Annotated in this window: 22 protein-coding genes; 11 read left to right on the forward strand and 11 right to left on the reverse strand. The window is 72.3% G+C overall.

All coding sequences use genetic code 11. The features are described 5' to 3' along the window. Positions 1-18 precede the first annotated feature (18 nt). Positions 19-663 carry a TetR/AcrR family transcriptional regulator gene (locus IE177_RS10560; protein WP_190014937.1) on the forward strand — a complete coding sequence of 215 codons (645 nt, stop codon included), beginning with the start codon at positions 19-21 and terminating at the stop codon, positions 661-663. 4 nt (positions 664-667) lie between these two features. Here the strand turns inward: IE177_RS10560 and def are convergent, their stop codons facing one another. Beyond that, on the reverse strand, positions 668-1,222 hold the full coding sequence (def, locus tag IE177_RS10565) for a peptide deformylase (protein ID WP_190014938.1): 555 nt from the start codon (positions 1,220-1,222) through the stop codon (positions 668-670). A gap of 151 nt (positions 1,223-1,373) precedes the next feature. Between def and IE177_RS10570 the strand changes: the two genes are divergently transcribed. The 8 genes from IE177_RS10570 to rocD all read left to right on the forward strand — a co-directional run bounded on the left by IE177_RS10570 (position 1,374) and on the right by rocD (position 8,593). Continuing rightward, positions 1,374-2,612 carry a MurT ligase domain-containing protein gene (locus IE177_RS10570; protein ID WP_190014939.1) on the forward strand — a complete coding sequence of 413 codons (1,239 nt, stop codon included), beginning with the start codon at positions 1,374-1,376 and terminating at the stop codon, positions 2,610-2,612. Between the two features lie 21 nt (positions 2,613-2,633). Next, positions 2,634-3,362 carry a type 1 glutamine amidotransferase gene (locus tag IE177_RS10575; protein WP_190014940.1) on the forward strand — a complete coding sequence of 243 codons (729 nt, stop codon included), beginning with the start codon at positions 2,634-2,636 and terminating at the stop codon, positions 3,360-3,362. A gap of 201 nt (positions 3,363-3,563) precedes the next feature. Next, on the forward strand, positions 3,564-4,589 hold the full coding sequence (locus IE177_RS10580) for a 6-phosphofructokinase (RefSeq protein ID WP_190014941.1): 1,026 nt from the start codon (positions 3,564-3,566) through the stop codon (positions 4,587-4,589). Positions 4,590-4,692: 103 nt separating this feature from the next. Next, complete coding sequence (locus IE177_RS10585) at positions 4,693-5,643, forward strand: cytochrome c oxidase assembly protein (RefSeq protein ID WP_190014942.1); 951 nt, start codon at positions 4,693-4,695, stop codon at positions 5,641-5,643. A gap of 71 nt (positions 5,644-5,714) precedes the next feature. Next, positions 5,715-5,882 (forward strand): hypothetical protein, encoded by a 168-nt coding sequence (locus IE177_RS10590; RefSeq protein WP_190015134.1) that lies wholly within the window; start codon positions 5,715-5,717, stop codon positions 5,880-5,882. Positions 5,883-5,927: 45 nt separating this feature from the next. Then, complete coding sequence (locus IE177_RS10595) at positions 5,928-6,413, forward strand: Lrp/AsnC family transcriptional regulator (RefSeq protein ID WP_190014943.1); 486 nt, start codon at positions 5,928-5,930, stop codon at positions 6,411-6,413. A 153-nt stretch (positions 6,414-6,566) separates the two neighbouring features. Then, complete coding sequence (gene ddaH, locus IE177_RS10600) at positions 6,567-7,376, forward strand: dimethylargininase (RefSeq protein WP_190014944.1); 810 nt, start codon at positions 6,567-6,569, stop codon at positions 7,374-7,376. Continuing rightward, on the forward strand, positions 7,376-8,593 hold the full coding sequence (gene rocD, locus IE177_RS10605; RefSeq protein ID WP_190014945.1) for an ornithine--oxo-acid transaminase: 1,218 nt from the start codon (positions 7,376-7,378) through the stop codon (positions 8,591-8,593). Before ddaH ends, rocD begins: the two co-directional genes overlap by 1 nt. A gap of 51 nt (positions 8,594-8,644) precedes the next feature. On the opposite strand, the gene IE177_RS10610 is transcribed toward rocD, so the two are convergent. From IE177_RS10610 to IE177_RS10650, 9 genes are all read right to left on the reverse strand, one after another. Next, complete coding sequence (locus IE177_RS10610; protein WP_190014946.1) at positions 8,645-9,277, reverse strand: DUF305 domain-containing protein; 633 nt, start codon at positions 9,275-9,277, stop codon at positions 8,645-8,647. Positions 9,278-9,375: 98 nt separating this feature from the next. Further along, positions 9,376-9,786 carry a DUF6153 family protein gene (locus IE177_RS10615; RefSeq protein WP_190014947.1) on the reverse strand — a complete coding sequence of 137 codons (411 nt, stop codon included), beginning with the start codon at positions 9,784-9,786 and terminating at the stop codon, positions 9,376-9,378. 106 nt (positions 9,787-9,892) lie between these two features. Further along, complete coding sequence (locus tag IE177_RS10620) at positions 9,893-11,482, reverse strand: oleate hydratase (RefSeq protein WP_190014948.1); 1,590 nt, start codon at positions 11,480-11,482, stop codon at positions 9,893-9,895. 13 nt (positions 11,483-11,495) lie between these two features. Further along, positions 11,496-11,870: a universal stress protein gene (locus IE177_RS10625; protein ID WP_190015119.1), complete on the reverse strand. Its 375-nt coding sequence runs from the start codon at positions 11,868-11,870 to the stop codon at positions 11,496-11,498. Positions 11,871-12,012: 142 nt separating this feature from the next. After that, positions 12,013-12,936, reverse strand: coding sequence for a carbamate kinase (locus tag IE177_RS10630; RefSeq protein ID WP_190014949.1), 924 nt, complete (start codon positions 12,934-12,936; stop codon positions 12,013-12,015). 3 nt (positions 12,937-12,939) lie between these two features. Continuing rightward, positions 12,940-13,941 (reverse strand): ornithine carbamoyltransferase, encoded by a 1,002-nt coding sequence (argF, locus tag IE177_RS10635; RefSeq protein ID WP_190014950.1) that lies wholly within the window; start codon positions 13,939-13,941, stop codon positions 12,940-12,942. Between the two features lie 23 nt (positions 13,942-13,964). Next, entirely contained in the window at positions 13,965-15,179 is a 1,215-nt protein-coding gene (locus IE177_RS10640; protein ID WP_190014951.1) for an arginine deiminase, read from the reverse strand. A 30-nt stretch (positions 15,180-15,209) separates the two neighbouring features. Then, a complete protein-coding gene (locus IE177_RS10645; protein WP_373305066.1) occupies positions 15,210-16,622 on the reverse strand; it encodes an APC family permease in 1,413 nt (470 codons plus the stop codon). A gap of 307 nt (positions 16,623-16,929) precedes the next feature. Continuing rightward, positions 16,930-17,622, reverse strand: a complete 693-nt coding sequence (locus tag IE177_RS10650) for a response regulator (RefSeq protein ID WP_190014953.1) — start codon at positions 17,620-17,622, stop codon at positions 16,930-16,932. A 335-nt stretch (positions 17,623-17,957) separates the two neighbouring features. On the opposite strand from IE177_RS10650, the gene IE177_RS10655 reads away from it, so the two are divergent. Then, a complete protein-coding gene (locus IE177_RS10655) occupies positions 17,958-18,455 on the forward strand; it encodes a pyridoxamine 5'-phosphate oxidase family protein (RefSeq protein WP_190014954.1) in 498 nt (165 codons plus the stop codon). 15 nt (positions 18,456-18,470) lie between these two features. On the opposite strand, the gene IE177_RS10660 is transcribed toward IE177_RS10655, so the two are convergent. Then, entirely contained in the window at positions 18,471-20,204 is a 1,734-nt protein-coding gene (locus IE177_RS10660) for a GAF domain-containing sensor histidine kinase (protein ID WP_190015120.1), read from the reverse strand. Positions 20,205-20,457: 253 nt separating this feature from the next. On the opposite strand from IE177_RS10660, the gene IE177_RS10665 reads away from it, so the two are divergent. Beyond that, complete coding sequence (locus IE177_RS10665; RefSeq protein WP_190014955.1) at positions 20,458-21,180, forward strand: lysophospholipid acyltransferase family protein; 723 nt, start codon at positions 20,458-20,460, stop codon at positions 21,178-21,180. Positions 21,181-21,191: the final 11 nt, after the last annotated feature.

The following is a 21,191-nucleotide window of genomic DNA, read 5'->3' on the forward strand; positions in this document are numbered from 1 at the left end:
CACGGGTGGGGAGAGCACATGGACACCACGCAGCGGACCGATCAGCAGCGGTCCGCCGACCGCCGACGGCGCGAGTTGCTGGAGGCCGCCGACCGGGTGGTGCTGCGCGACGGCCCGCAGGCGTCGATGAACGCGATCGCCGCGGAGGCCGGCATCACCAAGCCGATCCTCTACCGGCACTTCGGCGACAAGGGCGGGCTCTACGCGGCGCTCGCCAAGCGGCACACGGACGCGTTGCTGGACTCGCTGCGGGCCGCGCTGGACGCCCCCGCCGACCGGCGGGAGCGGGTCGAGTCCACGCTGGACACCTACCTCGCGGCGATCGAGGCCAGGCCCCAGGTGTACCGGTTCCTGATGCACCCCGCGGAGGGCGGCGGCGGGGCCGACCAGGGCTTCGACGTCGGCAAGCACTCGGCCCCGCTGCTCCGGCGGATGGGCGAGGAGCTGGCCCAGGTCATCGAGGAGCGCGTCGATCTGGGACCCGGCGGTCAGCAGCTGGCCCGGGCCTGGGGGCACGGGATCGTCGGGATGATGCACGCCGCCGGTGACTGGTGGCTCGGCGAACGGCCCTGCTCGCGCGCAGAGTTGGTGCGGTTCCTCGCGGACCTCCTGTGGGGGCGCCTGGCGGCGGCCGGGGACCGGGTGGGCGGCCCCGGGTTCTGACGGATCAGGCGGGTCCGCCCGCCCGGCTCCACGGCGCACGGGAGATCCGCCTCGCCAGCCGGCGAGCGCGCAGGCCCGTGAGGCGATCGGCGTACACCCGGCCCTCCAGGTGATCGCACTCGTGCTGCAGGCACCTGGCGAAGAACCCGGTGCCGTGCACGGTGACCGGTTCCCCCGTCACCGTGAAGCCCTCGACCACCGCGTGGTCGTAGCGCTCCGTGCCCGCCTCCAGACCCGGCAGCGACAGGCAGCCCTCCGGACCGCGGATCACGACGCCGTCCGTCGCCACGAGCCGCGGATTCACCACATGTCCGAGATGCCGGACATCCTCGTCGTCCGGGCAGTCGTACACGAACACCCGCAGGGACTCACCGATCTGGTTCGCGGCCAGGCCCACTCCCTGGGCCGCGTACATGGTCGCGAACAAGTCCTCCACGAGTGCCGCCAGTTCGGCACCGAAGGTGGTGACGTCCCGGCAGGGCTCGCGCAGGACGGGGTCGCCGAGCAGGGAAAGGGGCCGGACGCGCCCGCGGGCGCCCGGGATCGTGCCATGTCGCATGGCGGCAAGGGTACGGTTCGTTCAGCCCACGCCCGCCGCCCAGGTGTGGGCCGGGATTCGGGTGTGCGAATGGATCTCGATAGGCTGAGGCTCACACCACGCTGCCGAACGGCCCCAGGCGCGGCGCGTACGCAAGGAGGATCGAGAACTGATGGCAGGCAACTCGGACCCGCTCTCGCCGCGGGCCAAGCTGGCCGTGACCGCGGGCAAGGCGGTCGCTGCGGCATCGCGCGCCGCGGGGCGCGGCAGCGGGTCGGTGATCGGTGGCCGGGTCGCGCTGAAACTCGACCCCGATCTGCTCGCCCGGCTCGCCCAGAACCTGGACGTCGTCCTGGTGTCCGCCACCAACGGCAAGACCACGACCACCCGGCTCATCGCGGAGGCCCTGCGGGCCGCGGGCCCGGTGGTCTCGAACGCGCTCGGCGCCAACATGCCGGCCGGCATCACGTCGGCGCTCGCGGGCGGGTCGGACGCCAAGTTCGGCGTGATCGAGGTCGACGAGAAGTACCTGGCCGGCGTGGCCCGGGACACCGACCCCAAGTGCATCGCCCTGCTGAACCTCTCCCGCGACCAGCTGGACCGCGCGGCCGAGACCCGCATGCTCGCCGAGAACTGGCGCGAGGGCCTGGCCGGGACCAAGGCCGTGATCGTCGCGAACTGCGACGACCCGCTGGTGGTCTGGGCCGCGTCCTCCTCCCCGAACGTGATCTGGGTCGCGGCCGGGCAGATGTGGAAGGACGACGCCTGGTCCTGCCCGTCCTGCGGCGGCGTGATGCAGCGCCCCGGCGACGACTGGTTCTGCGGCGAGTGCGGCTTCCGCCGGCCCACGCCGACCTGGGCGCTGTCCGGCGACCACGTGCTGGACCCGCACGGGTCCGCCTGGCCGATCCATCTCCAGCTGCCGGGCCGCGCCAACAAGGCGAACGCGGCCAGCTCCGCTGCCGTCGCCGCCGTCTTCGGGGTGCCGCCGCAGGTCGCCCTGGAGCGGATGTACCAGGTGCAGGCCGTGGCCGGACGGTACGACGTCGTCCAGTTCCACAACCGCGACCTGCGGCTGCTGCTGGCCAAGAACCCGGCCGGCTGGCTGGAGACGTTCTCCCTGATCGACCCGCCGCCCGCCCCGGTGATCCTGTCCGTGAACGCGCGCGGGGCCGACGGCACCGACACCTCCTGGCTGTGGGACGTCGACTACACGCGGCTGACCGGCCACCCGATCTTCGTGATCGGTGACCGCAAGCTGGACCTCGCCGTCCGTCTGGAGGTCGCCAACCAGCACTTCCAGGTCTGCGACGACCTCGACCAGGCCGTGCAGCTGTGCCCGCCCGGACGGATCGAGGTCATCGCGAACTACACCGCGTTCCAGGACCTGCGCCGCCGCGTCGGCAACTGATCTTCGAAGGGCGATCACCTCATGAGCGACAACCAACTGCGGCTGGTGTGGATCTACCCGGACCTGCTGAGCACCTACGGCGACCAGGGCAACGCGCTGGTCGTGGAGCGCCGCGCCCGGCAGCGCGGCCTGGACGTGGCCCGGCTCGACGTGCGCAGCGACCAGCCGATCCCGACCTCCGGCGACATCTACCTGATCGGCGGCGGCGAGGACCGTCCGCAGCGGCTCGCGGCCGAGCGGCTGCGCCGGGACGGCCATCTGCACCGGGCGGTGGAGAACGGCGCGATCGTCTTCTCCGTCTGCGCCGGGTACCAGATCCTCGGCCACGAGTTCATCAACGACCTCGGCCAGCGCGAGCCGGGCCTCGGCCTGCTCGACGTGGTGTCGGTGCGCGGCGAGGGCGAGCGGTGCGTCGGCGACGTGCTGGCCGACATCGACCCGCAGCTCGGGCTGCCCCAGCTGACCGGCTTCGAGAACCACCAGGGCGTCACCCACCTCGGCGCCACCGCCCGCCCGTTCGCCCGGACGAAGATCGGCAAGGGCAACGGCACCGGGGACGGCACCGAGGGCGCTTACAACGGGACGGTCTTCGGCACCTACATGCACGGCCCGGTGCTCGCCCGCAACCCGCAGATCGCCGACCTGCTGCTGAAGCTGGCGCTCGACGTCAACGCGCTGCCGCCGGTCGACGACCGCTGGTACGAGGCGCTCCGCACCGAGCGCATCGCGGCTGCTCAGCAGCCTGCGTAGGCCCCGCCACGGCGATGCCCCGGCGTGGTCCGGCAGGGCCGCGGCGGGCCCGCCTGACGGCTCGTCCGCTCACATGTGCGGGCGCGTCCAGCAGGCGGACGCCCGCTACGGGGTCCCCCCCTCGCGCCGGTAGGGTGACCGGGAATCCGCCGGACGACGTGGTCCGGTTTCCCGGCCCACGTTGAGAAGGTATATCGGGCTATGCGCATTGGTGTCCTCACGTCCGGCGGCGACTGCCCCGGCCTGAACGCCGTCATCCGGTCCGTCGTGCACCGTGCGGTCGCCGACCACGGCGACGAGGTCATCGGTTTCCGGGACGGCTGGAAGGGCCTCCTGGAATGCGACTACACGAAGCTCGACCTGGACGCCGTGGGCGGCATCCTGGCCCGCGGCGGCACCATCCTCGGCTCCTCCCGGGTCCGCCCGGAGCACCTGCGGGACGGCGTGGAGCGCGCCAGGGGCCATGTCGCGGAACTCGGCCTGGACGCGATCATCCCGATCGGCGGCGAGGGCACGCTGAAGGCGGCCCGGCTGCTGTCGGACAACGGGCTGCCCATCGTGGGCGTGCCCAAGACCATCGACAACGACATCGCCGTCACGGACGTCACCTTCGGCTTCGACACGGCGGTGACCGTGGCGACGGAGGCCCTGGACCGGCTGAAGACCACCGCCGAGTCGCACCAGCGCGTGCTGATCGTGGAGGTCATGGGCCGCCACACCGGCTGGATCGCGCTGCACTCCGGCATGGCGGCCGGCGCCCACGCCATCGTCGTGCCCGAACGGCCCTTCGACATCGAGGAGCTGGCCGGGAAGGTCGGCGCGCGGTTCGAGGCGGGCAAGCGGTTCGCCATCGTGGTCGCCGCAGAGGGGGCCAAGCCGCGCCCGGGCTCCATGGAGTTCGACGAGGGCGGCAAGGACGTCTACGGCCACGAGCGCTTCGCCGGGATCGCGCGGCAGCTCTCGATCGAGCTGGAGCAGCGGCTCGGCAAGGAGGCGCGGCCGGTGATCCTGGGACACGTCCAGCGGGGCGGCACGCCGACCGCCTACGACCGGGTGCTCGCCACGCGGTTCGGCTGGCACGCGGTGGAGGCCGTGCACCGGGGCGAGTTCGGCCGGATGACCGCCCTGCGGGGCACCGACGTCGTAATGGTGCCGCTGTCGGAGGCCGTGGAGACGCTGAAGACGGTTCCCGCCGAGCGGTACGACGAGGCGGAGTGCGTGCTGTAGTCCGCCCGGGCACAACCCGCCCCCGGTCACGGCGCTGACCGGGGGCGGTTCTACTCTTGGGGCGGACAGAATCGCACAACCCCCACGAAACAGGAGCCGCCCGATGGATCACAGCGGACACGGCATGATGACGGATCTGCCGCCGTTCACGCTGGGGCGGGGGCTCCAGTGGTCGGCGGACCCGTTCTTCCTCGTCGCCTGTCTGGCCGGGCTGGCCCTGTACGGCTGGGGCGTCGTGCGGCTGCGGCGGCGCGGGGACTCCTGGCCCGCCGGCCGGACCGTCTCGTACGCCGTCGGCGTGCTCACCATCGGCCTGATGATGTGCACGAAGCTGAACGACTACGGCATGGTCATGTTCAGCGTGCACATGGTGCAGCACATGGTGATCAGCATGCTGTCGCCGATCCTGATCCTGCTCGGCGCGCCGGTCACCCTCGCGCTGCGCGCGCTGCCCACCGCGGGCCGGAACCGCAAGGGTCCGCGCGAGCTGCTGCTGGCGCTGCTGCACAGCCGGTACATGCGGGTCGTCACCCACCCGGCGTTCACGATCCCGATGTTCATCGCGAGCCTGTACGCCCTCTACTTCACCCCACTCTTCGACTTCCTGATGGGCTCCAGGGCCGGGCACGTCGCGATGATGGTCCACTTCCTCGCGGTCGGCGTCGCCTTCTTCTGGCCGATCATCGGCGTGGACCCGGGCCCGCACCGCCCGGGGCACCTGATGCGGATGCTGGAGCTGTTCGCGGGCATGCCGTTCCACGCGTTCTTCGGCATCGCGCTGATGATGGCGTCGTCCCCGATGGTGGAGACGTTCCGCAACCCCCCCGCCTCGCTCGGCATCGAGGCGCTGTCCGACCAGAACGCGGCGGGCGGCATCGCCTGGGCGTTCAGCGAGATCCCGTCCGTGCTGGTACTGATCGCGCTGCTCTTCCAGTGGTACGGCTCCGAGCAGCGGCAGGCCAAGCGCATGGACCGGGCCGCCGACCGGGACGGGGACAAGGAGCTGGAGGCGTACAACGCCTATCTGGCCTCGCTGAACGCGCGCGAGGGCTGAGCACGCGGTATCCCCGACGGGCGGGATTACGGGCACCATGGTCGTGGACGGACCACGAGGAGGGTGCCGCGATGCCCGGTTCCACGAACGGTTCCACCAAGGCGATGGGTGCGCTCACGGTCGGCGGGCTCGTCGCCGTGACCGCCTACACCGTCGCGCTCGGCAGCAACGGCTGGCTGTGGTTCGGCTGGGTGGTGCTGGGTCTGCTGACCCTGGTCATGGTCGTCACCCAGTCGTGAGGCGCCGTGCGGGCACCAGGACCTCTCGCTGATTACAGTGCCCGCATGAACAGCAGGACGCCCTCGTTCGACGACCTCGACCGCAGAATCGTCACCGCCCTGATGGCGAACGCCCGGACCAGCTTCGCGGAGATCGGGGCGGCGATCGGGCTGTCCGCGACGGCGGTCAAGCGCCGGGTGGACCGGCTGCGGGAGACGGGCTTGATCACGGGGTTCACGGCGACGGTGAAGCCCTCCGCGCTGGGCTGGCGCACCGAGGCGTACGTCGAGGTCTACTGCGAGGGCGCGGCCCCGCCCAGGCGTCTGGCGGAGGTCGTCCGCAACCATCCGGAGATCACCGCGGCCATGACGGTGACGGGCGGCGCCGACGCGCTGCTGCACGTGCGGGCGCGGGACGTGGAGCACTTCGAGGAGGTGCTGGAGCGCATCCGTGCCGAGCCGTTCATCCGCAAGACGATCAGCGTGATGGTGCTCTCCCACCTCCTCCCGGAAAGCCCCGAGGCGGGCGCCACCCACGCGGCGCCGCAATGACGGCGCATCATGCGCAGCACCCGTGCGTTTCCCCGCGGCGAGACGCAGCGATGCTGCACGTACGCGCAGCTTTTCGCGCTTGTCCTCCGTACGCCTCCCTTCCTACCGTTGTGTCACCCCTCAGTGACACACAGGAAACGGAGGAAACCCTCTGTGTCCGAAAGCCGTGTGCGGCGCCCCCGGCGCTTCCTCGTCTGTGAACCCAGACATTTCGCGGTGCAGTACGCGATCAATCCCTGGATGAATCCCGACCGGCCCGTCGACGTGGATCTCGCCCAGGAGCAGTGGCAGGCGCTCATCGGCGCCTACCGCGCCCACGGTCACACCGTGGAGTCGGTGGAGCCGGTGCCCGGCCTGCCGGACATGGTCTTCTCCGCCAACGCGGCGTTCGTGGTCGACGGCCGGGTCTTCGGCTCGCTGTTCCACGCGGCGGAGCGGCGCCCGGAGTCGGTGCACTACGACACCTGGTTCAAGGCGGCGGGCTACGACGTCCACCGCCCCGAGTCGGTGTCCGAGGGCGAGGGCGACCTGGTGTGGACGGGCCGGTACGTGCTCGCCGGCACGGGCTTCCGCACCACCCGCGAGGCGCACCGCGAGGCGCAGGAGTTCCTCGGCCACCCGGTGATCGGCCTGACCCTGGTCGACCCGTACTTCTACCACCTCGACACGGCCCTGTTCGTGCTGGACGACGACAACGTCTGCTACTACCCGGAGGCGTTCTCGGCGGGCAGCCGGGAGGTGCTGCGGCGGCTGTTCCCGGACGCGGTGCTCGCCACACGGGAGGACGCGATGGCGTTCGGCCTGAACTCCGTGTCCGACGGCCGCAACGTCTTCATCGCCCCCCGCGCCGAGGCCCTCGCCGGGGCCCTCGCCGACCACGGTTACGTCCCCGTCCCCGTCGACCTGTCGGAGTTCCACAAGGCCGGCGGCGGAATCAAGTGCTGCACCCAGGAGATCCGCTGATGACCGCACCCGCGCGCACGCGCACGTCCGCCGACCTGATCCGCGCGGAGGAGCCGGTTCTCGCGCACAACTACCATCCGCTGCCCGTGGTGGTGGCCCGCGCCGAGGGCACCTGGGTGGAGGACGTCGAGGGCAACCGCTACCTCGACATGCTGGCGGGCTACTCGGCGCTCAACTTCGGCCACCGGCACCCGGCGCTCGTGGAGGCCGCGCACCGCCAGCTGGATCTGCTGACGCTCACCTCCCGGGCCTTCCACAACGACCGGCTCGCGGAGTTCGCCGAGCGGCTCGCGGCGCTGACCGGCCTGGACATGGTGCTGCCGATGAACACCGGCGCCGAGGCGGTGGAGAGCGGCGTCAAGGTGGCCCGCAAGTGGGCGTACGACGTGAAGGGCGTCCCCGCCGACCGGGCCACGATCGTGGTCGCGGCGGACAACTTCCACGGCCGTACGACGACCATCGTCAGCTTCTCCACGGACGAGACGGCCCGTGCGGGCTTCGGTCCCTTCACGCCCGGCTTCCGCGTCGTGCCGTACAACGACCTGGCCGCGCTGGAGGCCGCGGTGGACGACACCACGGCCGCGGTGCTGATCGAGCCCATCCAGGGCGAGGCGGGCGTCATCATCCCGGACGACGGCTATCTCGCCGGGGTGCGCGAGCTGACCCGCCGCAAGGGGTGCCTGTTCATCGCCGACGAGATCCAGTCGGGTCTCGGCCGCACGGGCCGCACCCTCGCCGTCGAGCACGAGGACGTCGTGCCGGACGTGCTGCTGCTCGGCAAGGCGCTGGGCGGCGGCATCGTGCCGGTGTCGGCGGTGGTGGCCCGCAGCGAGGTGCTGGGCGTGCTGCACCCGGGCGAGCACGGCTCGACGTTCGGCGGCAACCCGCTCGCCGCGGCGGTCGGCACGGCCGTGGTGGAGCTGCTGGAGACCGGCGAGTTCCAGCGCCGGGCCGCCGAGCTGGGCGTGGTCCTGCGGGACGGGCTGACCGAGCTGGTCGGCAGGGGCGTGCTCGGCTTCCGCTCCCGCGGGCTGTGGGCGGGCGTCGACGTCGACCCGGCGATCGGCACCGGCCGTGAGGTCAGCGAGCGGCTGATGCGGCAGGGCGTGCTGGCCAAGGACACCCATGGCTCGACGATCCGGCTGGCACCCCCGCTGACCATCACGGAGGACGAACTGCGCTCCGCGCTGGCGGCGCTGGAGAAGGTCCTGGTCTGAGGGCCCGTGAGCGGGGGCCGGTGCCGTGGGCGCCGGCCCCCGCCCGTGCCGTCAGCCGGCGCCGAGGAGCTTCTTCATCTCCTTGATCTCGGCGTTCTGGGCGGTGACGATGTCATCCGCCGTGCGCCGTGCGGGCCCGTAGGCGCCCTTCGACCGCTCGGTGCCGGCCATCTCGACGGCGCCCCGGTGGTGTTCGACCATCAGGGACAGGAACGCCGTGTCGAACGCCCTGCCGTGGGCCTTCTTCAGGGCCGTCATGTCGTCGTCGCCCATCATCCCGGGCATGCCGGACATACCGGGCATTCCGGTGTGGCCGGAATGGGCCGAGTGGTCCATGCCGGCCGTGGGGACCTGCTCGCCCCAGGACCTGAGCCAGCCGGTCATGGTGCGGATCTCGGGGTCCTGGGCCTTCTCGATGCGGGCGGCCAGATCCTTCACACGGGCCGAGGAGGCCCGGCCGGCGGCGAGCCGCGCCATCTCCAGGGCCTGCCGGTGGTGCGGGATCATGCCCTGCGCGAAGCGGACGTCCTGGGCGTTGTGGGCGGTGGCGGTGGCGCTCGCGCCGGGGGCGCCCGCCGTGGTGCCGCTGCCGGACGTTTCGCCGCCGCAGGCGGTCAGGGCGAGGACCGCGGTGGCGGCGGCCGCGACGAGGGCGGCGCGGCGCGCCAGGGTACGGGTGGTCATGCGGAACTCCTGCTGTGGGATGGGGTGCTGCGGGCACGCGTGGGTACGGCCGGGGGCGCTCCCGCGCGTACGGGGAGCGGTCCGGGCCGCCGCGGCCTCTAGATCCGCAGGAGCTGGAGTTCCGCCAGGGAGGGCGGGGCGCGGGCGCCTTCCGGTGCCGTGGCCCTGAGGGACCGTACGCGGTGCGCCGGCGCGAGAACGGTCCCGTGGTCCGGGAGCAGGGCGGGCGGCTGCGGTGCGCCGCTGACCGCGCCCGACGCGCAGGCCGCGTCGGCGTGGTGCGGGTGGTGGCCGCCGCAGTGGCCCTCGCCGCCCGGGCAGTCGTCCTGCGCGGCGACGGCGGCGGTCATGTGCGCGGAACGGGCGTGCTCCGCCTGTCCCATGCGGTGTCCCATGCCGCCGCCGGGCGCCAGGGCGTGCATGCCCAGCAGCCCCGCCAGCACCGCGAGCACGAGCAGCGCGCGGTGCCGCCGGGGCGGGCGCGAGACGTACGGTCCGGTGCTGGGCATCGGTGCCATCGTACGGGGGCCGGGTCCGCCGGCGGTCCGGGGCTCACCGTGTGCGCTCCGTCCGGGTGACCCGGGCCCCTCGCCGGCCCGCTCACCGCCGGGTGGTTCAGGCCAGGGCCGCCTTGAGCGCTCCCAGCGCCGTCTTCGGGTCGGCGAGGGCGTGGTAGACGCCGGGGATCTCGTGGTCGAGACCCAGCAGACCGTAGACGGCGTGCATGGCACCGCGGACGGAGTACTCCACGGTGAAGACGACGTCCTCGGGAATCTCCGTGAACTGGCCGAGGAAGGCGAAGTTCGCCGAGCCGCGGGGGATGACGAGCGGCCGGTCGCCGGTGGTGCGGGGAGCGAACTGGCTGGTGATGTAGGGCATCATCACCGGGATGACGGTCGTGGTGGCCGCGACGCGGTCCTCGATGTCCGACAGGCCGAGGTGGCCGAGGAGTTCGGTGAGGATCTCCCGGCCGGTGGCCCCGGCCATGGGCCTGCCGACGAAGTCGCCCTCGTTGTCGGCGAACAGGCCGTACCCCCACAGGGTGTGGACGTCCTCCGGCTGGCCCTCGAAGTGCGGGGCGTGCGGGACCACGACGGACATCAGCCAGCCGGAGTCCTTGAACGTCATCAGGGCGCCCGTGCCGGGGAGGTTGCCGGACAGTTCCTCGATGCGGTGCAGCAGCAGCGGACTGCGCATGGTGAGGGTGAAGGACTCCCACTTGGCCTCGTCGACGTTGCCGTGGAAGGCGGCCGGCCGGCCGAAGTCGTCGGCCTTCGCGGCGATCGTCTCCCACAGCCGCCAGGCGCCGTCCCGCTTGTCACGGATCAGTTCCGGTGCGTGGTCGTCGCCGCCGTAGGCCGCGTCGGCGGTCATCGAGCCGAGGGTGACGAACGCGTAGTCGGTGTCGCCGAGGTCGTAGGTGTCCGGTTCGCCGGCCCGGTCGAGGTGCAGACGCCGGGCCCGGCGGGTGCCGTCGTCACCGGTGGCGAAGTCGACGTCCGTGACCCGCACGCCGTGCTCGAAGCGCACGCCGCACTCCTCGAGCCAGGCCCGCACCGGGCGGATGATCGAGTCGTACTGGTTGAGACGGGTGCGGCGCACGCCCGCGAGCGTGTGCATGCGCGGGAACTCCTGCATGAAGCGCAGGAAGTAGCGGCGCAGCTCGATCGCGCTGTGCCAGTTCTGGAAGGCGAAGGTGGTGCGCCACATCGTCCAGAAGTTGGTCTCGAAGAAGTGCGGGGAGAAGAAGTCCTCGATCCGGCGGGCCCCGATCACGGCTTCCGGCAGCACGAGCAGCCGGGTCAGCTCCAGGCGGTCCCGGGTGTCGAGGCCGTAGTCGGACGCGTCGAGGATCTCGGCGCCCTTGCCGATCAGGCGGGCCTTGGCGTCGGTGGGCCACTTGGCGTTGAAGGCGCGGATCTCCTCGCGCACCGACACCGTCTCGTCGGTCAGGGTGGGAATGGTCTCCAGGAGGTTCCACAGGCAGGTGTAGGCCTCGTCCTCCAGCATGCGCCCGCCGCGGGAGACGTATCCGGCGGGCTCGCCGCGTCCGTCCATGGAGCCCCCGGCGAGCGGCAGTTCCTCCAGGATGTGGATGTCCTGTCCGGCGAGGCCCGCGTCGCGGACGAGGAAGACGGCGGCTGCCAGCGAGGCGATGCCCCCGCCGACGAGGTAGGCGCGCGGCTGCTGCCGGGCTGCGGTCATGATTTCTCTCCGCTCAGTCGTGGGCGACGACCGCGACGGGGGCCGCCGCGTGGTGCAGGACGGCGTGGGCGACGGGGCCGATGTGGGCGCCGACGGACGAGCGGCGGACGCGCCGGCCGACGACGACCAGGGAGGCCTCGTGGGAGGCGTCGATGAGGAGGAGCGAAGGGCTGCCGGAACGGGAGTCCGTCACGACCTCCACGCCGGGGTGCTTCTGCCTCCACGGCTGCAGCACCTCGGTGAGGGCGTCCGCATCGCTCTGCGCCAGCATTTCGGTGACCTGGGGGTCGGGGGACATTCCGTAGGGGTAGTAGTACGGCTCGTTCCAGCCGTGCAGCACCCGCAGGGGCACGCCACGGCTGGCGGCGGCCTCGAAGGCGAACTCGATCGGTGCCGGCCGGCACCCCCACTCTCGCGGCCGGCGGGGTGCCGCGCCGGATGCCGAAGGGCTCGGGCGATGGGGCTCAACGTCCCTGTCCGCCGGGCCTGTCGGCGAGCGCCGGGACCCGCCGCGGGGACCGCGGCTCCTGTCAGCCGACCGTGAGGTCCGGGCGGACGAGGGTGCCGGCCCGGCCGTGGACGATCTCGTAGGCGGCGTCCAGGGCGCCGATCGCGGCCAGTCCTCCGGTGCGTTCCACGAACCGCGCGGCGGCCTCGGCCTTGGGGCCCATGGAGCCGTCGGGGAAGCCGCCGTGGCGCAGGTCGGCGGGCGTGGCGTCGGGCACGGGCCGCTGGTCGGGGGTGCCGTACCGCTCGTACACGCAGGGCACGTCGGTGAGGATGAGGAGGAAGTCGGCCTTCAGGTCCTCGGCGAGCAGGGCGGCGGTGAGGTCCTTGTCGACGACGGCCTCCACACCGGTCAGGGCGCCGCAGTCGGCGTCGGCGGTGACGGGGACTCCGCCCCCGCCGCCGCAGATCACCAGCGCGCCCAGGCCCAGCAGGTCGTGGACGGTGTCGGTCTCCAGGACCCGTTCGGGCGCCGGAGAGGGGACGACACGGCGCCAGCCCGTGGTGTCCCGGGCGATGCGCCAGCCCCGCTTGCGGGCCAGTTCCTCGGCCACGGTCCGGGAGTACACCTGGCCGACGAACTTCACGGGCCGGGTGAACGCGGGATCGTCGGCCCGCACGACGGTGTGCGTGACGAGCGCGGCGATCCGGTGCCCCGGCAGGGTGTCGTGCAGGGCGCGGGCCAGCAACGAGCCGATCATGCCCTGGGTCTGCGCCCCGAGCAGGTCGAGCGGGTACGGTGCGCTGAGCGCGGGGTCGGCCTCGCTCTCCATGGCGAGCAGCCCGATCTGCGGGCCGTTGCCGTGGGTGACGACCAGCTCGTGTTCCTTGGCGAGGGCCGCGAGCGCCATGGCGACCCGGTCGATGTTGGCCTGCTGGACGGCCGCGTCGGGGCGTTCCCCGCGGTGCAGCAGGGCGTTTCCGCCGAGGGCGACGACGATGCGCATGGTTCAGTCCTCCAGGGTGGCCACGAGGACGGCCTTGATGGTGTGCAGCCGGTTCTCCGCCTGGTCGAACACGATGGAGACGGGTGAGGAGAAGACCTCGTCGGTGACCTCCAGCCCGCTCAGGCCGTAGGTGGCCCGAAGTTCCCGGCCGAGACTCGTCCTCTCGTCGTGCAGCGCCGGCAGGCAGTGCATGAACTTGACGTCCGGGTTGCCGGTCGCCGCCACGGTCTTGCCGTTCACCTGGTACGGCAGGAGCAGGTCGATCCGCTCGCGCCAGGTGCCGGCGGGCTCCCCCATGGAGACCCAGACGTCGGTGTGCAGGAAGTCGGCGCCGCGTACGGCGGTCTCGACGTCCTCGGTGAGGGTGATGCGGGCTCCGCTGCGCCCGGCGAGCACCCGGCAGGTGATGACCAGGCCGGGGTCGGGCCACAGCGCGCGCGGGGCGGCGATCCGCACGTCCATCCCCAGCAGCGCGCCCATCGAGAGCAGGGAGTTGCCCATGTTGTTGCGGGCGTCGCCGAGATAGCAGTAGCTGATGTCGGTGAGCGGCTTGGCGCTGTGCTCGCTCATGGTGAGCACGTCGCACAGGCTCTGGGTGGGATGGGCGGTGTCGGTCAGCCCGTTGTAGACGGGTACGCCCGAGTGAACGGCGAGTTCGGCGACGATCGACTGGGCGGAGCCCCGGTACTCGATACCGTCGAACATGCGGCCGAGGACGCGGGCGGTGTCGGTGACGGACTCCTTGTGGCCGACGTGGGTGTCGCCGGGGCCGAGGAAGGTGGTGGCGGCGCCCTGGTCGGCGGCGGCCACCTCGAAGGCGCAGCGGGTGCGGGTGGAGGTCTTCTCGAATACGAGGGCGATGTGCCTGCCGGTGAGCCGGGGCTGTTCGGTGCCGGCGCGGCGGGCCGCCTTGAGTTCGGCGGCCAGGCCGAGGAGGTGCCGGATCTCGGCGGCGGTGAAGTCGAGTTCGCTCAGGTAGGAGCGGCCTCGCAGGTCGACGGTCATGGTGGTGTCCCCGGGACGTGGGGTCAGACGGCCGGGTCGCGTTCGACGGGGCAGCTCATGCAGCGGGGGCCGCCACGGCCGCGGCCGAGTTCGGCGCCGGCGATGGTGACGACCTCGATGCCCTGCTTGCGCAGGTAGGTGTTGGTGGTGACGTTGCGCTCGTAGCCGACGACGACGCCCGGCGCGAGGGCTAGGAAGTTGCTGCCGTCGTCCCACTGTTCACGCTCGGCGCCCCGGATGTCCTGCGGCGCGGACAGCATCCGCACCTTGTCCAGGTCCAGGGCCTCGGCGAGCGCGGTGGCCAGGTCGGAGTTCGGCGTCACGTCGAAGCCGGTGGGCCGGGTGTCGCTGGGGCGCAGGGTCCAGGACCGCAGGGAGTCGGCCAGACCGGGGTAGATGGCGAAGGCGTCGCGGTCCAGCATGGTGAGCACGGTGTCGAGGTGCATGTAGGCGCGGGTGGCGGGCAGTTGGACGGCGATCAGCCGGCTCGCCGTTCCGGCCGCGAACAGCCGCGCGGCCAGGCTCTCGACGGCCTGCGCCGTGGTGCGCTCGCCCATGCCGACCATGACGGCTCCGTTGCCGAGGACGTGGACGTCGCCGCCCTCCAGCGTGCCCACGGCACCGTCGAGCAGGGGCTCGGGCGCGGCGCCCGCGAACATGGGGTGGAAGCGGTAGATCGCCTCCGCGTGGAGGCTCTCACGGCGCCGGGCCGTCTTGGCCATCGGGTTCACGGAGAGCCTGTCGTACATCCAGCACGAGTTGTCGCGCGGGAAGAGGTGGTTGGGCAGCGGGGTGAGGGCGAAGTCGTCGGCGTCGAGCGCGCTCCACACCAGGCTGCGCGGGTCGGTCAGCGGCAGGTCGCTCTTGAGCAGTCCGCCGATGAGGTAGCCCGCGAGGGTCTCGCCGTCCAGGCCGGCGCATAGTTCGCGCACCGGGTCGACGAGGGCGGGGCCGACGACGGCCGGGGTGACGACCCGGTCGAGGAGCCAGTCGCGGGCCTCGGGTACGTCGAGGGTCTGGGCGAGCAGGTCGGCGAAGTAGTGGACGCGGGTGCCGTGGTCGCGCAGGACCTGGGCGAAGGCGTCGTGCTCCTCGCGGGCCCGCTTGGCCCACAGGATGTCGTCGAAGAGCAGGGCGTCGACGTTGCGCGGGGTGAGGCGGGAGAGTTCGAGGCCGGGGCGGTGCAGGACGACCTGGCGCAGCCGCCCGACTTCGGAGTCGACGTGGAAGGTGTTCATCAGGAGGGGTCCTTCGTGTGCTCGGGGTGGTCAGTCGTGGTGGCGGAGGCCGTACTGGTCCCGCTGGCCTCCGATGCGGTTGGCGCGCGGCCCTCGGGTGGTGCTCCGGGGCGTCGGGGGCGTCTCGGGCGCACGCTCCGGCTGGGCCCGCAGCCGCGCGTCCGCCGGCGCCGCCTCGCCGTGGGTGTCCTGGCCGCGCTTGAGCCAGACGTAGACGGGCACGCCCAGCAGCAGGACGAACAAGCCGTAGTAGACGGTCTGGTAGCCGCTGCCCTGGATCGACCAGTACGAGAAGGCGAGGGCGAGTGCGGCGCCCGTGACGTCACGGGCGAGCCGCCGGGGGTTCGGCTTCTCAGCGTCGCGCACGAGGAGCCAGTACAGCTGGGCGGCGGCGGAGAACAGGTACGGGATCACGGCCGTGAACACGCTCAGCAGCACGATCTTGGTGAAGACGTCCTCGAAGCGGGTGTAGCTGAACACCGTGATCAGCGAGGCCAGCACCGTGGAGGCGACGATGCCGAACGCGGGCACGTCGCCCTCGCCGCGCAGCCGGGCGAAGGCACGGGGGAAGAGGCCGTCGCGGGCTGCGGCGTACGGCATCTCGGCGCACAGCATGGTCCAGCCGTTGAGGGCGCCGATCCCGGAGATGATCGCGGCGACGGCGACGACGTCACCGGCCCAGGTGCCACCGAAGATGTTGTTCGCCGCGTCGGTGAAGGGCGCGGTCGAGTCACCCAGCCGGCCGTGGGAGACGGTGCCGAAGACGGCGAGCGTGCCCAGGATGTAGATCACCGCGCAGACGAGGGTGCCGTAGACGGTGGCGCGCGGAACGTTGCGCCCCGGCTCCCGGACCCGCCCGGCGACCACGGAGGCCGCCTCCAGGCCGAGGTAGCTGAACAGGGCGATGGCGCTCGCGGCCGAGATCGCGCCCAGCGCCGACTGGCCGCTGGCGTTGAACGGGCCGAAGTTGGCGGGGTCGACGAACAGGAGCCCGACGGTGGCCATGAAGACCAGCGGGACGAACTTCAGCGCGGTCGTGATCACCTGGAACGCGCCGGTGTTGCGCACGCCGGTGAGGTTGATCGCGGCCGGGATCCACAGTCCGACCAGCGCGAGGAGCACCGAAATCCACTCGTGGTGCCCGGTGTTGACGAACACCTCGACATAGCCGACCCAGGCCACCACGATCGCGGCGTTGCCGGCCCAGGCGGTGATCCAGTACGACCAGGCGTTGAGGAACCCGGTGAACTCGCCGAACGCCTCGCGGGCGTAGACGTACGGACCGCCGCTGGCCGGGACGCGCTTGGACAGGGCGCCGAAGGTCAGCGCCAGCGCGAGGGCGCCGAGAGTCACGACGACGAACGCGACGAGGGAGATCGGTCCGTAGGGGGCGAGGGCGGAGGGCAGCGCGAAGACTCCGGTGCCGATGATGCTGCCGATCACCAGCGCGGAGGCGGCGGGCAGGCCGAGCGCCGCCGGCGGCGCCCCCTTCCGGCCTTGTGTGGATCCGGGCATGGCGTGCTCCTTGCGCAGTTCGTCGGTTCGTCAGTTCGTCCAGGTGAGTCGATCTGCGAACGATCTTTCTGCGCCGCGCAGCACATGGTCAGTGGCCGCTCGGCCCCGCCCGGGACCCATTGGTCCCGGCCGCCGGGGCCCGCTCAGCCCAGGGCGCCCGCCGGGGGCCCTTCTCCCGCATCACGGCAACGGGCTTGTGCGGCCGGGACGGTGACCCGCGTCACCGTCCCGGCCGTCAGCCGCGGTCCTGCTTCTGCCGGTCCCTCACCTGAGTGGCGATCACGGCGGCCTGGACCCGGCGCTCCACGCCGAGCTTGGCCAGCAGGCGGGAGATGTGGTTCTTCACCGTCTTCTCGGCCAGGTACAGGCGCTGTCCGATCTGCCGGTTGGTCAGGCCCTCGCCGATCAGGGCCAGGATCTCCCGTTCCCGGTCGGTCAGGCCCGGCAGCGCCTCCGGCTCCTCCTCCTTCTGCTGCCCGTCGCGCAGCCGGGCCATCAGCCTGGTGGTGGCGCTCGGATCGAGCAGCGACTGGCCGGCGGCGACCGTGCGCACCGCGGAGACCAGGTCCGAGCCCTGGATCTGCTTCAGGACGTATCCCGAGGCACCCGCCATGATCGCGTCCAGCAGGGCCTCCTCGTCGTCGAAGGAGGTCAGCATCAGGCAGGCCAGTTCGGGCATCCGCGAGCGCAGCTCCCGGCACACGGAGACGCCGTCGCCGTCGGGCAGGCGGACGTCGAGCACCGCCACGTGCGGGCGCAGCGCGGGGACGCGGACCAGGGCCTGCTCCGCGGTCCCGGCCTCACCGATGACCTCGATGTCCGGCTCGTCGTTCAGCAGGTCGCGCACGCCACGCCGTACCACCTCGTGGTCGTCCATCAGGAAGACCCGGATCGGGTTGCCGGGGCCGTGCTGCTCGCTGTCTGCCATCAATCGCTCCCTGCTCGCGTCCAGACGTACGGACAGGGCCGGTGGGCCCTGTCCGCCTCCAGTCTCCCGCATCCGGCATCCGGCGTGATCACGGCCGCCGGCCGCTTCCCGCGGGCCGGCCATGGGCTCACCGCGGCTGCGGTGGGCGGGGCCGGACGGACGGCACGACTAGGGCCGAACGGCCCTGGTGCGGCAGGCGGCGGCGGGCGTCGAATGACCCGACGGTGTCCGTCCGCGGCGCGCGCCCCGGTGTCCTGCGGCGGACCGACGCCAGGACGTCGCACGTCGCCCCAAGACCCACGGCAGTGGGTCACGAGACCGCACGGAAGACCTCCATGACCATCGACAGCACCCGCTCCCTCCCCGCCGGGCCGCGCCAGAGCGTCGAGCTGGACCCCGACGAGGCCCTGCGGCTTCTCGGCAGCGTCTCGCTCGGCCGGATCGTCTTCACGCGGCACGCCCTGCCGACCGTGCGCCCGGTGAACCACGTCCTGGTCGACGGCGACGTCGTCATCCGCACCCACGAGGGAGCCGCCCTCACCTCGCACACCGAGGAGGCGGGCGGCTCCGGCGTCGTCGTCGCCTACGAGGCCGACGTCATCGACCCGGACACCCACCTCGGCTGGAGCGTGGTGGTCACCGGCTACGCCCATCTGGTGACCGATCCGGCGGAACTGGCGCGCCACGGGGGCCTGCTGGCGCCCTGGGTGCGGCAGACGATGGACTACGCCGTGCGCATCCGGCCGGACCTGGTCACCGGCGTCCGCCTCACGGCGGCCGACGACCTCCCGGACGTGGGGACGCCGGCGCTGCCGGCGCCCTCGGCGCCGTAGGCGTCCGGCGGCGGTTCAGCCGCCGTCGCCGACGGGCAGGGGCACCGTCCACTCCAGGAGCGTTCCGGACGGGTCGCCGGGAACGACGCGGAAGGTCCCGCCGAGTTCCCCGGCGCGACTGCGCAGGTTGGCCAGTCCGCTGCAGCGGGTGACGGCCGGGTCGACGCCGCGGCCGTCGTCGGCGACGGTCAGCCGGAGCGTCCGGCCGGACGCCTCGGCGGTGACCTCCACCGCGGTCGCCTGCGCGTGCTTCGCCGCGTTGGACAGGGCCTCGCGCAGGACGGCGAGGAGATGGCCGGCGTGGGTGGCGGGCACGTCGGTGTCCAGCAGGCCGGTCATGCGCAGGGCCGGGGTGAAGCCGAGCGTCCGGGTGGCCTCGTCCGTCAGGGACAGCAACTGGGCGCGCAGGCCGCCGGACCGTTCCTCCCGGTCGCGGTGCTGCAGGCCGAAGATGGTCGACCGGATGATCTTGATGGTGTCGTCCAGGTCGTCCACGACCCGCTGGATGCGTTCGGCGGCGACGGGCTGGTCGCGTACGCGGCCGAGCACCGCCTGCAGGGTCAGCGCGTCGGCGAAGAGCCGCTGGATGACCTGGTCGTGCAGGTCGCGGGCGATGCGGTCGCGGTCACCGAGGAGCGTGAGCTGTTCGGTCTCCCGGCGGTGCTCGGCGATCTTGAGCACCAGGGCCGCCTGGTCGGCGAAGGTGAGCACCATCTCGAAGGCCGCGTCGCTGAAGGCGGGCCTGCCGGGTTCGTTGGCCACCTGCAGAACGCCCCGCACCCCCTCGCTGTCTCCCACGGGCACGAAGAAGGCGGCGCCCAGGCGCACCACGGAGGCGCTGCCGCCCGCGCCACGGGGATCGTCGCTGAGGGCCTCACTGGTGACCGGCTCCCCGGTGGTGAACACCTTCGCCGCCAGGGTGGTCGCCGGCAGCGCCAGGCCGAGCACCTGGTCGGCCGTCTCACCGGCCGCGGCCTCCACGACCAGGTCCGGGCCCTCCCCCACGGGGCGGGCGAGGGTGACCAGGTCGCTTCCCGTCATCTGCCGGACGGTGTCGGCCAGTGACCGCAGTATCTCCTCGGGCGGCGCCCCCGACAGCAGGGCACGCGTCATGTCCGCGCTGGCGGACAGCCGGCGCGCGCGGTGCCGGCTGTCGTCGTAGAGCCGGGCGTTGTCGATCGCCACACCGGCGGCCGCGGCCAGGCTCTGCATCACCACTTCGTCGTCGGCGTCGAAGGGCAGCCCGCCGCGCTTGTCCGTCAGGTACAGGTTGCCGAAGACCTTGCCGCGCACCTGCACGGGGGCGCCCAGGAACGTGCGCATGGGCGGATGCCCCGGCGGGAATCCCGTCGACTCCGGGTGCTCCCCGAGGTCGATCAGGCGCAGTGGCCGGGGTTCGCGGATGAGCAGGCCCAGGATGCCGTGGCCCTCGGGGTAGTGGCCGATCTCCGCGATCGTCTCCTCGTCCATCCCGACGGTGACGAACTGCCGGATCCTGCCTTCCTCGCCGACGACGCCCAACGCGCCGTAGGAAGCGTCCACCAGCTCGACGGCGGACTGCACGATCCGCCGCAGCAGGTCCTCCAGTTCGAGGTCGCTGCCGATCGCCATGACCGCGTCCAGCAGCGTCTGCATGCGGTCCCGCCCGCCCCGGACCCGCTGGACGTGTTCCTGCAGCTCATTGAGCAGCGCGTCCATCCTCAACGGCGCAACCGGGCCCGCATGCTCCGCCGGCGACCGCTCGTCCATGCCGGTGCCCTCTTCCTTGCTCCTGACCATGGAGGACAGAATGCCCGAAGCGCCCTGCCGGGGGACAGTCCCGCCCGGCCGCGGGCAGCGGTGCGTCAGCTCCCCGTCACACCACGTGACGAGGGGCCAGCATGAGCACGTGGACACACGGTTACAGATGTACTACAGGTGTGCGTGAGGGCGCCTTCCGCGATCCGTGCACGCCCGCGTGACACCTGGTCAGCAGCGGTCCCGCTAGAGTGAGGAACGAGCCGTGTTCTACTACCTGCTCAAGTACGTGCTGCTGGGCCCCCTGCTCAGGCTGGTGTTCCGGCCCCGGATCGAGGGGCTGGAGCACGTGCCCGACGAGGGCGCCGCGATCGTCGCCGGCAACCACCTGTCCTTCTCGGACCACTTCCTGATGCCGGCGATCCTGAAGCGCCGCATCACCTTCCTCGCCAAGGCGGAGTACTTCACCGGGCCGGGCGTCAAGGGCCGGCTCACCGCCTTCTTCTTCCGCGGCGCCGGCCAGATCCCGGTGGACCGCTCCGGGAAGGAGGCGGGCCGGGCCGCGATCCGCGAGGGCCTCGGGGTGCTGCACCGGGGCGAGTTGCTCGGCATCTACCCGGAGGGCACCCGCTCGCACGACGGCAGGCTCTACAAGGGCAAGGTGGGCGTCGCCGTGATGGCGCTGAAGGCCGGGGTGCCGGTCGTGCCGTGCGCGATGATCGGCACCTTCGAGGCGCAGCCGCCGGGCAAGGTGGTCCCGCGGATCCGCCCGGTGACCATCCGTTTCGGCAAGGCGCTCGACTTCTCCCGGTACGCCGGCCTGGAGAACGAGAAGGCGGTCCTGCGCGCCGTCACCGACGAGATCATGTACGCCATCCTGACGCTGTCCGAGCAGGAGTACGTCGACGAGTACGCGGCGGTGGTCAAGGAGCGGCAGGCGGCGCGGAAGGGCCGGGAGCGGCGGTTGCCGCGGGCGCCGCTCGGCTGATCCTCTGCCGT

The sequence above is a fragment of the Streptomyces lucensis JCM 4490 genome (assembly GCF_014650035.1).
Lineage (GTDB): Bacteria > Actinomycetota > Actinomycetes > Streptomycetales > Streptomycetaceae > Streptomyces > Streptomyces lucensis.